Genomic DNA, 12,326 nt, shown 5'->3' on the forward strand with positions numbered 1-12,326 from the left:
ACTCTCCCCCTTGTGATTTATGGCAAGTAATGGCATATCCATATTTTACTCGTAGTGCATTGAAATAAGGGTCATTCTTCAGCATATCCTTAAATTCTTGAGAATGTCTGTCGTATTGACCTTTACTTTTTGTATCAAAACGGATCATAAAATCAACGAAAAGAGCCTTGAGCAGTTTGACGAGGAAAAGGTGATAATCAGCGGCTGTGGACGCAGCTCGACGGCAAACATCGATCCAGAGGCTATGGCGGCACGTTCGATAAAGGGCGAGGTTAAATTTCACAAAGACGAAATTTTGCGCCAGATGGGGCAGTTTTACACGCAGTGCGAGCTTTACGAGATGACTGGCTGTGTGCATACGGCTAAGCTTTTTGTTAGCGGCGAGCAGTTTTACATCGGCGAGGATATCGCTCAGCACAACACCATAGATAAAGCCGTCGGCAAAGCGGTACTAGCCGGCGCGAAGCTGCAAAATTCGTTTTTGATGGTGAGCGGAAGGCTAAGCTCTGAAATGGTCGCAAAGGCCGTCATGCACGGCATCCCTGTACTCGTCTCGCGCACGGCTCCGACTAGCCTTGGCGTCGTGATAGCGCGTAAATTTAACCTCACGCTATGCGGCTTTGCTCGCGGCGAAAACATAAATGTATACAGCGGCGCGGAGAGAATCTATGAGTGAGCAAATACGAGAACTGATAACCAAACTGCTAAATCCAAAGGGCAGGCTAGACTGCGGCGCGGCGTTTAAGATCGCCGCAAAACTAGGTGTAGAGGTCGGGCTGGTTAGCGACGAGGCCGAAAAAATGGGCGTAAAGATCGACAACTGCGAGCTGGGGCAGTTTGGCGGGCTAGAAAACGGACGCGGCAAATACACCGTGATGACGCAGCTAAAACAGATGACCGATGAAAAGGACAGAATCCTGTGCAAAGACGCTAGAGACGCGGCTGCGGGCGTGGGACTAAAGACGATACGCTCGACGCTAAAAGACTATAAAATCGACGTAAAATACTGCCAGCTGGGGTGTTTTAAGGAGAAGAAAGGAAAAAAGATGAGAGTAAAAACCAAAACCTGGATAGAAAACGACGAGGGCGAGCTGATCTTCGGCAAAGGTAAAACAGAAGTCCTAGATGTCATCGCAGAGGTCGGCTCGATCTCAAAGGCCGCCGAAATCCTAGGCATGAACTATAAAAAATGCTGGACTCATCTGCAAATTTTGCAAAAAAATCTAAAAGAGGAGCTTTTTACGACTAAGCAAGGCGGCGGAGAAAACGCCGGCACAACGCTAAACGAGCGCGCGCATGAGCTCATAAACGCCTATAGGCAGCTTCAAAACGACATCGAGGACTTTGCGGATAAGCGCTTTAAGGAGCTGTTTTTGAAAAAAGACGGCGAGAAAAACGACGCAACTAAAGACGACAAAAAAGATAAAAAGAAATAAAACCATATCAAATTTAAGGGAGAAAAAATGTACGTAAAACTAAACGATAGGGTCTATCTAAACAAAGACAAGATCACTAGAGTAAAGGTAGATAGTGTCCAAGACGGTATCAGGATTCGCTTCTATGAGGGGCAAAATCAGGTCGCTAAAAGCGGACGCTTCGAAACTGAGGCAAAAGCTATCGAGTGGCTAGAGAAAAATTTTATAAATAAATAAAATTCCCGCCTCTCGCAAAGGGTCGTGAGCTTCTGCGGCTAGCGTCTCTTTGCCTTAAAAACTCACACGAACAGCTAAATTTAATCTCCAAATTTCCTAGTCTTTCCACCGCAAAAGCCCTAAATTTGCGAAAATTTAATATAATTACCGCATCAAATTTAAAGAGTAAAAATGCTAAATTTAGACGAAATACGAAAAAATATCATCCTAAAACCTGGCGTGCGCTATTTTGATTACACCGCTTCCGGGCTTGCCTATGAGCCCGTAGAGCGCGAGATAGGCGAAATTTTAAAAACCTACGCCAACACCCACTCCGACAGTAGCTCCAGCGCCATCATCACGCAGCGGCGCTACGAGGGCGCGCGAGAGAGCCTAAAAAAGCTACTTGGGCTTGACGAGCGGTTTTGCCTCATCGCTTGCGGGCAGGGCGCGACGACTGCGATCAAGAAATTTCAGGAGTTGCTCGGTATCTACCTGCCGCCTGCGACCAGAAGCGCGATCGGCGAGGCGAATTTACGCGCCGTGCAGCTTCCGCTGGTGCTCGTTTCGCCATACGAGCATCATTCAAACGAGCTTAGCTTTCGCGAGGGGCTTTGCGACTACCTGCGTGTGCCGCTTAACGAGTCCGGCGAGATCGATCTGCTAGTACTCGAGCGTATCTTGAAGCTAAATGCGGGACGCCGTATCATCGGCTCGTTTAGCGCCGCCTCAAACGTCACGGGCGTCATAAGCGATTATAAAAAGATCAGCGAGCTAATCAGGGCTGCGGGCGGTATCGTTGCCTTTGACTGCGCGGCGCTGAGCTCTCACGCAAATTTAGATTGCGATTACTTTGACGCGATTTTCCTCTCGCCGCATAAATTGCTCGGCGGACCTGCTAGCTGCGGGCTTTTGGCGATCAAAAAAGAGCTGCTTAACGGCGACGTGCCGACATTTGCCGCGGGCGGGACGGTCGCCTACGCTAACCGCGAAGGACACGTATTTTTGAAAAACCCCGAGCAGCTAGAGGAGGGCGGTACGCCGCCTATCATCGGGCTAATGCGGGCAAATTTGGCCTACGCGCTACGAAACGAGGTCGGTTTTGAGAGGATAAAAAGCGCCGAGGACGAGCTAGCACGGCTTTTTGAGAGCGAGCTAGCGGGCATAGACGAGATCATAAACTACGCTCCAAAGGGCGCGCCGCGGCTGCCGATAATCTCATTTAACGTGCGCGGCGTCTCGGCGTATGATTTCGCCGCGAGCCTTAGCAACGACTTCGGTATCCAGACGCGCGCCGGCGTGATGTGCGCGGGGCCCTACGCTCACGATCTGCTGGGTATCAAGGAGGGGCGCATGCCGGAAAGCAAGCCCGGCTTTGTGCGCGTGAGCCTACACTACACGCACACCGAGCGCGACGTGCTATATCTAGTTGGCGCGATAAAATCCTGCGTCAAAAAGCACCGCGAGCTTTGGGGCGAGGAAAAGGCGATGTATGAGATGTTCGGCGGGAAGATTTAGCTTTTCATCGCTTGTTTTTTGAAATTTAAGTAGTTAAATTTTGCTCCTCATTTTTAAAATCCGCTTTTAAAATTTAGCCGAATTTACACATTAAATTTAACTGTAATTTTACTCGTTAGCACCGTAAAGATACGGGTCTGGGGCGGTAAAAATTTAAAACGGAAAAGCAAAAATTCGAGCGAGCAATTTGAGTAAATTTAAAATCAAATTCGCCGCTTAAATTTGATCGAATTAAAAATCCAGCAAGCAAAATTTAACTCTCAAATTTGGCTACGAATTTATGGCACCCCCCCCCAAAAAAAATAAACGCCAAATTTATAAAAATTAAAAAGAGTAAATTTAAGAGAGAAAATGGGTGCAAAGCGCGCCCGAATCACGCAAATTTAAGCCATAAATTCGGCTCAAATTTGCGCATAAATAAAATTAGTTCTTGCGACTGTTCGCGTCAGGCGTGAAAAGCGGCTTATCTAGCAGCTTAAAGTCGCCGATAAATTTCTGACCCTCTTCGCTCGTCGCCCACTCGATAAATTTATTTGCGTTTTCGATGTCGGCTTTAGCGCAGTGCTTCGGATTTACCGCGATTAGCGAGTAGAAGTTCTTTAGGTCGTTGTCGCCTTCGTTGATGATGACCATCTCAGGCGCGCCTTTTTTGGTGTCCTCATACTTGATGTAGGTGCCGCGGTCGGTGAACGTCACGCCCTTTTGCTCGGCTGCAGCGTTGATAGTAGCTAGCATGCCTTGGCCTGTTTGCATATACCAGCTGTCTTTTTCAGGTACTTCGCCGATGATTTTTTTCCAGATACCTTTTTCTTTGTTGTCGGTGCCTGATTTATCGCCGCGAGAGAAAAATTTGATGTTCTCTTTTTTGATCAGCTCAAAGCTCTCTTTTATGTCTTTGCCTTTAAATTTATCGGCGATAGATTTATCGGCGATTACGACGAAGTCATTGTACATTACGGGTTTTCTCTCGACGCCAAAGCCCTTTTCTACAAATTCTTTCTCAACTTTTGGCGAATGCACGAAAAGTATGTCCGCATCGCAGTTTTCGCCTAGTTTTAAGGCTGCTCCCGTGCCTACGGCAGTCCATTTGATATCGACGCCGGTTTTTGCCTTATACGCAGGATAGATCGCGTCTAGTAGCCCCGTGTTATCGGTGCTGGTCGTAGTTGCCATGATGAGTTCGCTGTCGCCCGCGAACGCCAAAACGCTCGCGATTAACGAGCCTAATATTACTTTTTTCATGTTTCTCCTTTTTTAAAAAGTATGCTATTATAGCACATTAAATTAATACTTAAGAAATATACAAAGGAAAGAATATTTGGATTTTTTACTAAACGGATTTTTGGAGGCCTTTAGGCTGCTTTTTAGCGGCGACGAGGAGACGTATTCGGCGATTAGGGCGACGCTTTACACTTCGAGCGTTTCGATATTTTTTGCGATTTTAGTCGGCTTTCCGCTAGGCTTTACGCTGGGATTTTATGATTTTAAAGGGCGCAGGATTTTGCGACTGCTCAGCGATACGGCGCTTGCGATGCCCACCGTTGCGATCGGACTTATTTTGTACGCGTTTATCACGCGAAACGGCCCGTTTGGCGAGTTTGGGCTACTTTTTACGCTAAAGGCCGTGATGCTGGGGCAGTTTGTACTGGCTCTGCCTATCATCGTCTCGCTAAGCGCTAGCGTCGTGGAAAATATGGACAAAAAGCACTATCTAACCATACTAAATTTACGCCTGAGCGCGCCAAGGCTCGTTGGCTGCGTGCTTTACGAGCTAAGATATGCTTTGATGGTAGTCGTAGCGACGGCGTACGGGCGTATCGTGGCTGAGGTCGGCGTGGCGATGATGATCGGCGGTAATATCAAATATTTTACCCGCACGATCACGACCGCGGTGTCGCTGGAGACAAATAAAGGCGAGTTTGCGATGGGTATAGCGCTGGCTTTGGTGCTTATCTTTATCGCATTTGTCGTAAATTTGACGATACACGCGCTAAAAAGGCTTGACCGATGAAATTTGATAAATTTAAAAATTTTAAGCTCGCACAAAGCAGCCTGGGCGCGTCAAATTTGAGCTTTTTTGTAAATTTAACGAGAAAGGCGCAAAGTGATAAACGTTAGAAATTTACGCCTAAACTACGGCGCGAACGAGATTTTAAACATCCCGCGCCTTGATATCGACGTTAGCAAAATCACTGCGCTAACGGGCAGCAACGGGAGCGGCAAAAGCACGCTAATGCGAGTGATGTCGTTTTTACAAAGGCCCACTAGCGGCGAAGTACGGCTGTGGGGGAGTAGCGCGCCGAGTCTAAATTTACTGCGCGACGTTAGCGTTTTGTTGCCAGAGCCAGCGCTTTTAAAACGCTCCGTGAGGGAAAACTTCAAGGCCGTTTTAAAAAGCCGCGGAGTGCTAGCGGAATTTGACGAGCGGGCGAGCGAGGCGTTAAATTTGGCCGGGCTTGACGAGAGCTTTTTAAACAAGCGCCACTTTGAGCTAAGCTCTGGACAGACGCAGCGCGTTAGCTTTGCGTTAAATTTGGCGCTTAGATCGCGGCTTTATCTACTCGACGAGCCGACAAACAGCGTGGACGTGGGCACCTCAAAGCTTTTCGGCAAGGCGGTGCTTTATATGCGGCAACGATACGGCTGCGGCTTTGTGATCGCTAGCCACGACGATAAATGGCTAACCGCAGTCGCCGAAGAAAACGTCTTTTTGCACAAGGGGCGCGTATGCGAATTTGAATACAAAAATATTTTCGACGCGCGGGACGGGGTTTTAAAATTTGACGAAAACGCGGTCGTAAATTTGCCGTCAAATTTACGTAACGCCGTAAAGATCGCCGTAAATCCGGGTAAAGTAATGCTGAGTAAAACGCCGATAGAAGGCTATCTTGAAGGTATCTTGCACTCGGTTTCGCTCTATCTTGGCAAAGATCTTTTGGTAAAAATCAAAGTCGGCGACTTTTTGATTAAAACGCTGGCGCCAAATTCGCAAAATTTTAACGTCGGCGAAAATATTTATTTTAAATTTGACGATGGAGCGTTTTTGGGGCTTGAATGAGCCTCAAATTTTACAAATTTCGTTTCAAATTTTAAATTTAGACTCATTTAACGCCCGTTAAAATAGCCGAGTTAAAAGTAAATATCAAAATGAAGCGTAAATACAAGATATATGCGGAAATTTCATATTTAATTTACCACCTAAAAATCGCCGTAAGTAATATGCAACTAAGGCATATTTAAGCGTATATTAATTTTTCTAATTTATTTTTTTTTAAGTATAAGAAATAAGCCAAAAAGTAGTATAGTTTCACAATCGAGAAAAATCTCAAAAAATAGATAAAAATGATAAAGGAAGGCAATGACTAGCAAGGGCGAATTTGCGGCGGGACGCGGACTTTACTACTCGCTATTTTCGCGTTTTTTCGTTTTTAGCCAAGACGCGGATAGATTTAGCGGCGTAAATGCGATGCTAGGCCTTGCCTCGGCGCACGCTCTAAACGAAGAATCGGCCGCCGCGATAATGCGCATACAGGCAAAATTCGACGAGAAAAATCCTAAAAATTTAGCTGATGAGTTTGATGACATTTTCCACGCTCTGCCAAGTCCGCTTAGAAACTCGCTGTCCTACTACGACGAGGGCTATGAGGTCGGACACGCCTGCGCAAAAGTGCGTAAAATTTTAGCCCGCACAGACATTAGGCGCGACGAGGCTAAATTTAAAGAAAACGAAGACAACGTGGGTTTCGTGTTTGCGCTAATGAGCGAATTTATCGCGCGAGAGAGCGAGCTGGAGCTATACGGCGAGCTTGAGGAGCAGCTTTTTAAAGAGATCATAAACCCAAACATCGACGAGTTTATAAATGATCTTTTTAACCACGAAAGCAGCGAAATTTACAAAGACGTCGCAGTGCTACTGCAAGGATTTATAGAGTTTGAGCGCGTAGTTTTAAGCGCGCCTCGTCCTATAAATCAAGGCGAAAATAAAAAGACTTTGGATGGAGTTTCAAGATCCGAAGCCATAAGAAGACAAAAAAATCGAGTGAGAAAGATAAAAGCCATGGAGGAAGAAAATGCAAAAAAATAGGCGAGAATTTCTAAAAAAAGCCGGCATAGCGGGCGCGGCAGCGGCTACGGCCGGAGTAGCGACGGCAGCGGCGTCAAACCTAAAATACGGTAAAAGCAAAAAGACCGAAGTGCTTTATAAAAGAAGCAAAAACTGGGATCTATACTACGAACAAGCGAAATAATAAAATTTAAGAAAGGATAAATATGTCTGAGGCAAATTTACGTATTATGCCCCACTCAAACGCAGTCGGGCGAAGATCGTTTTTAAAAATGGCCGCGCTAGCGGGCGTAGCGGGCGGCATGAGCGGGCTGGCCGCTAGCGGCGTAACTAGAAGCGCCACAAAAGAAGAGATGGCAAATCCGTTTCCAAATTCTAAAATCGTAAAAACTATTTGTACGGTTTGCTCCGTTGGATGCGGAGTGCGTGCCGAGGTAGAAAACGGCGTTTGGGTACGCCAAGAAGTAGCCCAAGATCACCCGGTAAGTGCTGGCGGCCACTGCTGTAAAGGCAGCGACGTCATCGATATGGTGCGCTCTCACTGCCGCGTGAAATACCCGATGAAAAAAGTTGGCGGCAAATGGAAACGCATCAGCTACAAAGACGCGCTTGACGAGATCGGCGCCAAACTAAAAGCATATCGCGAGAAAAACCCTGAACAAGTGATGTTTCTAGGCTCTGCAAAAGACAGCAACGAGCAGAGCTACTACATCAGCAAATTTTCCGCGATGTTTGGGACGAACAACCTAGATCACCAAGCTAGAATTTGACATAGCGCAACAGTCGCCGGTGTGGCGAATACGTGGGGTTATGGAGCTATGACTAATCACCTTGGAGATATCCAAAACGCGAAGTCTATCTTTATAGTGGGCGCAAATCCGGCGGTAAATCACCCGGTCGGCTTTAGGCATTTTCTAAAAGCGAAGGAAAATAACGGTGCGAAGCTGATCGTTGTCGATCCAAGATATACAAGAACTGCCGCAAAGGCTGATTATTTCGCTCAAATTCGCCCAGGCACGGACATACCTTTTATGTACGGTATGATGAATTTGATCTTTGAAAACGGCTGGGAAGATAAGAAATTTATAGACGACCGCACGTACGGCATCGACGAGATCCGCAAAGAGGCTGCAAAATGGACTCCTGAAGTGGTAGAAGACGTAACCGGAGTACCGGCTGCAACTCTAAAAGAGATCACAGAAGTTTATGTTAAAAACCGCCCTGGATCGGTCGTTTGGGCGATGGGTCTAACTCAGCACACAATAGGCAGTTCAAACACTCGTATCGCTCCGATATTGCAACTAATACTAGGTAACATGGGCGTAAGCGGCGGCGGCTGTAACATCCTAAGGGGCCACGACAACGTTCAAGGCGCAAGCGACATGGCAAACGCACCTGATAGCTTGCCTGGATACTATGCTAAAAATGAAGGCACTTGGAAGTACTTCGCTAAAATGTGGAAAGTAGACTATGAGTGGCTACAAGGCAACTTCGTAAAACCAGAGTGGATGTTTAAGCCGGGATTTACCCTAGCTCGCTGGTGGGCTGGCGTACTTGACGGCAAAAATGGCAATGACCAGGTTGAAAACGCTGGCGATAGCCTAAAAGCGCTAATCGTCATCGGCAACGGTATCACCTCGACAGCTCAACAGGTAAAAGTTCAAGAGGGCCTTGACGGCCTTGAGCTTTTGGTGTTGCTCGATCCTTTTGTAAACGACGCCGGCGTTATCACAAATAAAAAAGATGATGTTTATCTACTTCCTGCTGCAACGCAGTTTGAAACTAGCGGCACGGTCGTAGCTACAAACCGCAGCGGCCAGTGGAGAAGCCAGGTCGTAGAGCCTCTGTTTGAGAGTATGCCCGATCACGAAATTTTATTTGAACTGGCTAAGAGAATAGGCTTTTACGACGAGCTAACTCGCACAATCAGAGACTCTGAGGGCAAGATCGAGTGGCCGGAAGCTGCCACTCGCGAGATCGCTAGCATCGTAAAAAGCATCGGCCTAACCGGCTGGACGCCGGAGCGCCTAAAACGCCATCAAGCTAACTGGGATAAATTTGACGAAAAAACGCTAATGGGCAAAGAGGGCACCGAGGTAGCGGGCGAATACTACGGCTTGCCGTGGCCTTGCTGGACGGAAAAACACCCTGGTAGTCCAAATTTATACGACATAAATAAACCGGTAATGCAAGGCGGTATGGGCTTTAGAAATCGCTTCGGCCTAGAGCATAACGGCGTAAATCAGCTAGCAGCCGACGGTAGCGCGCCTGTAGGCGGAGCGCAAAGCGGCGGATATCCGGAGATCAAAAAAGATAACATCGAAAAGATACTAGGCATCACGCTAACGGATGAAGAGCGCGAAAAAATGGGCGCTACTTGGGCGACCGACGGTAGCGGTATAATCGCCGAAAAATGTATGGAAAAGGGCATCGCTCCGTACGGCAACGCAAGAGCTAGAGCGGTAGTTTGGACATTCGTCGATCAGATACCTCAGCACAGAGAGCCGCTACATACGCCTCGCCAAGACCTTGCGCAGAAGTATCCGAGCTTTGAGGATAAGCCGAATCACTACCGCGTATTTACGAAATACAAGAGCTTGCAGCTAAGTAAGGACTTCTCAAAAGAGTTCCCGATAAATTTGACTACGGGACGCCTTGTAAACTTTAGCGGCGCAGGCATGGAGACGCGCGCTAGTATGTATCTATCGCGTATCACGCCTGAGATGTTTGCGGATATCCACCCTGAGCTTGCGGCTAAACACGGCATTAAAAACTGGGATTTCGTATGGATTCATTCGCCTGAAGGCACGAAAATCAAAGTACGAGCTAGAGTCGTACCGTCGGTTAAACCAGATACTATATTCTTGCCGTTTCACTGGGCTGGATACATGCAGGGCGTCGATATGACGGGTAATTTCCCTGACGGCACCAAGCCTTATGCGGTAGGCGAGAGCGCAAATACCGTCGCTAACTACGGCTACGATATAGTCACTCAAATCCCTGAAACAAAAAGCGGTCTATGCCGCATAGAAAAGGCGTAAAATGAGCGAATTTAACGATAACAATAGACTTAAATTTTACTGCGACGACGACAGATGCATCGACTGTAACGGCTGCGCGGTGGCTTGCGACGAGGCTCACGAGCTGCCTCTTGGCATCCGCCGCCGCCGCGTCATCACGCTAAACGAAGGCGTACCTGGTAAGGAAATATCAACCTCGATAGCCTGCATGCACTGCGAGGACGCTCCGTGCTCGCTGGTTTGCCCGGTCGATTGTTTTTACATCAGAGCCGACGGCGTCGTGCTACACGACAAAGATATCTGCATCGGCTGCGGATACTGTCTATACGCGTGTCCGTTCGGCGCGCCTCAGTTTCCGCGTGAGGGAGTGTTTGGCGCCAAAGGTTCGATGGATAAGTGCACGATGTGCGCAGGCGGTCCGCTACCGACGAATAGCGAAGCCGAGCGCGAAGAGTACGGCCAAGATAGAATTTCCGAAGGCAAAGTGCCGGTTTGTGCGGCGATGTGCTCGACAAAGGCGCTGCTAGTAGGAGAATCGGCTATGATAGAAAAAATCTACGGCGATAGAGTCAAGGCTCGCGGCTACGGCTTTAAAGACCTAAAACAAACTCCGACCTGGAAGCTTGCTTATTACGCGGGCGACAGGCTAAAATACAGCTTCTAAATTTATCCGCTCCGCTCGCTTTAGCGGGGCGATTAATCTCATCAAATTTGACGCGGTTTGGCTGTGTCAAATTTGACTCAAATTTAAATTCTACTCGACTCGGTTTTAAAACTTATCAAATTTGTCCAACTTCGGCTCTTTAAATTTAATCAAATTTTGTGCGAACGGTTTATTAAATTTGATCGTTAAATTTGTGGTACGTGTAAATTTGAAACAAAAAAGTAGATAAAATTTAAGTAGAAAAAGGGCGGTTTCCCGCCCTAAATTTAAGCCCTAACAGGCGACAAATACGGATTTGCCGAGTGCATCGACATCTCGTTTTGCTCTCTAAATTTGATAAATTCCTCTTCGCTTAGACGCCTGATATTTGCTATCGTCATCTTTAGCGGCGTGATGCCTGAGAGCGGATCGGGATCGCCCGCGTTTGCTAGCTCGTTACCGTCGGCCTCGCTGTAGTGGAAGGTCGTAAATATCGTGCCTTCTTTTAGATCCGGATTTACGCGCAGTTTGGCGGCGATCTGACCGCGTTTGTTTTGTACGAGCGCGTAGCAGCCTTCCTCTAGCTCCCTCTCGCGAGCTATATCTGGGCTTACCTCGATGAGCGCGCCTTCTACACCGGCGCCGTATTCAAGGGCCGGACACTCTCTAGTCATCGTGCCCGTGTGGTAGTGATAGACCTTGCGTCCGGTCGTAAATAGGCACGGATATACCTCGTCTGGCACCTCGCTAAGCGCGCCGCTACCGACCGGATAGCCGTCCGGGATATTCATCTTGGCTCTAAATTCGGCTTCTGCTTTTGCACGCTCATTTTTATCCTCTACGTAAAGCACCGGCGCAAAGCGGAATTTACCGCCAGGCAGCATGGACTTGTGATCGGAGTAAAGCACCGGCGTACCAGGGTGTTCCTCGTCTGGGCACGGCCAGCTGATACCGCCTAGTTTGCCTAATCTATAGTAGCTTATGCCGCCGAAAAATTTAGGCATGAGCTCTCTTAGTTCGTTCCAAATTTGCTCAGGACCAGCAAAATCAAATCCCTCTAGTCCCATGCGGTTTGCGATATTGCAAACGACTTTCCAGTCGGGCTCTACGCCGTTAACCGGCTCGCTAGCCTTGCGCGTTCGTTGGACGCGGCGAGAGGTGTTGATAAAGGTTCCGTCCTTTTCGCCCCAGCCCGCGGCAGGTAGCACCACGTCAGCCTTGTGCGCGCTCTCGGTAAAGAAAAGATCTTGCACGATAAAGCAGTCTAGATGGTGCACTGCATGCACGAAGTGCTCGGTCCACGGATCGCTCATCACCGGGTTTTCGCCGTAGACGTAGAGTACTTTTAGCTCGCCTTCGTCTATTTTATCCGGCGCTTGCGTTAGCTTAAAGCCTGGAACCGGATTTAACTTAAAGTGCCATACTTTGCGCGCTTGCTCCTGTGCGTAAGG

11 protein-coding genes and 1 pseudogene are annotated in these 12,326 nt (G+C 47.9%); 10 read left to right on the forward strand and 2 right to left on the reverse strand.

What is annotated here, in order from left to right; genetic code table 11:
* Window positions 1–148: 148 nt before the first annotated feature.
* The 4 genes and pseudogenes from fdhD to Q0200_RS07135 form a co-directional block, all read left to right on the forward strand.
* A pseudogene (gene fdhD / locus Q0200_RS07120) lies at window positions 149–676 on the forward strand (formate dehydrogenase accessory sulfurtransferase FdhD); the annotation flags it as partial.
* On the forward strand, window positions 669–1,436 hold the full coding sequence (locus Q0200_RS07125) for a LysR family transcriptional regulator (RefSeq protein WP_297939588.1): 768 nt from the start codon (window positions 669–671) through the stop codon (window positions 1,434–1,436). The pseudogene fdhD and the gene Q0200_RS07125, both read left to right, overlap by 8 nt.
* A gap of 27 nt (window positions 1,437–1,463) precedes the next feature.
* A complete protein-coding gene (locus tag Q0200_RS07130) occupies window positions 1,464–1,652 on the forward strand; it encodes a hypothetical protein (protein ID WP_004321084.1) in 189 nt (62 codons plus the stop codon).
* A gap of 171 nt (window positions 1,653–1,823) precedes the next feature.
* Complete coding sequence (locus Q0200_RS07135) at window positions 1,824–3,149, forward strand: aminotransferase class V-fold PLP-dependent enzyme (protein ID WP_297939591.1); 1,326 nt, start codon at window positions 1,824–1,826, stop codon at window positions 3,147–3,149.
* A gap of 423 nt (window positions 3,150–3,572) precedes the next feature.
* On the opposite strand, the gene tupA is transcribed toward Q0200_RS07135, so the two are convergent.
* Window positions 3,573–4,391 carry a tungstate ABC transporter substrate-binding protein TupA gene (gene tupA / locus Q0200_RS07140; protein ID WP_087576732.1) on the reverse strand — a complete coding sequence of 273 codons (819 nt, stop codon included), beginning with the start codon at window positions 4,389–4,391 and terminating at the stop codon, window positions 3,573–3,575.
* A 76-nt stretch (window positions 4,392–4,467) separates the two neighbouring features.
* Between tupA and tupB the strand changes: the two genes are divergently transcribed.
* The 6 genes from tupB to fdh3B all read left to right on the forward strand — a co-directional run bounded on the left by tupB (window position 4,468) and on the right by fdh3B (window position 10,896).
* Window positions 4,468–5,160 carry a tungstate ABC transporter permease TupB gene (tupB, locus tag Q0200_RS07145; protein WP_297939597.1) on the forward strand — a complete coding sequence of 231 codons (693 nt, stop codon included), beginning with the start codon at window positions 4,468–4,470 and terminating at the stop codon, window positions 5,158–5,160.
* A 93-nt stretch (window positions 5,161–5,253) separates the two neighbouring features.
* Complete coding sequence (gene tupC, locus Q0200_RS07150; RefSeq protein ID WP_297939600.1) at window positions 5,254–6,207, forward strand: tungstate ABC transporter ATP-binding protein TupC; 954 nt, start codon at window positions 5,254–5,256, stop codon at window positions 6,205–6,207.
* A gap of 300 nt (window positions 6,208–6,507) precedes the next feature.
* Window positions 6,508–7,233, forward strand: coding sequence for a molecular chaperone TorD family protein (locus Q0200_RS07155; protein ID WP_297939602.1), 726 nt, complete (start codon window positions 6,508–6,510; stop codon window positions 7,231–7,233).
* The gene (locus tag Q0200_RS07160) at window positions 7,220–7,396 is read left to right on the forward strand and encodes a twin-arginine translocation signal domain-containing protein (protein ID WP_297939605.1); all 177 of its coding nucleotides are present in this window, start codon (window positions 7,220–7,222) and stop codon (window positions 7,394–7,396) included. Before Q0200_RS07155 ends, Q0200_RS07160 begins: the two co-directional genes overlap by 14 nt.
* Before the next feature lie 22 nt (window positions 7,397–7,418).
* A complete protein-coding gene (locus Q0200_RS07165; RefSeq protein ID WP_297939608.1) occupies window positions 7,419–10,253 on the forward strand; it encodes a molybdopterin-dependent oxidoreductase in 2,835 nt (944 codons plus the stop codon).
* A gap of 1 nt (window position 10,254) precedes the next feature.
* Window positions 10,255–10,896: a formate dehydrogenase FDH3 subunit beta gene (gene fdh3B, locus Q0200_RS07170; RefSeq protein WP_004321074.1), complete on the forward strand. Its 642-nt coding sequence runs from the start codon at window positions 10,255–10,257 to the stop codon at window positions 10,894–10,896.
* Window positions 10,897–11,162: 266 nt separating this feature from the next.
* On the opposite strand, the gene Q0200_RS07175 is transcribed toward fdh3B, so the two are convergent.
* Window positions 11,163–12,326 (reverse strand): molybdopterin-dependent oxidoreductase (locus Q0200_RS07175; RefSeq protein ID WP_297939610.1); only part of this gene is annotated, 1,164 nt, incomplete at its 5' end.

It is taken from the genome of uncultured Campylobacter sp., assembly GCF_938045225.1.
In the GTDB taxonomy this organism is placed as follows: domain Bacteria; phylum Campylobacterota; class Campylobacteria; order Campylobacterales; family Campylobacteraceae; genus Campylobacter_A.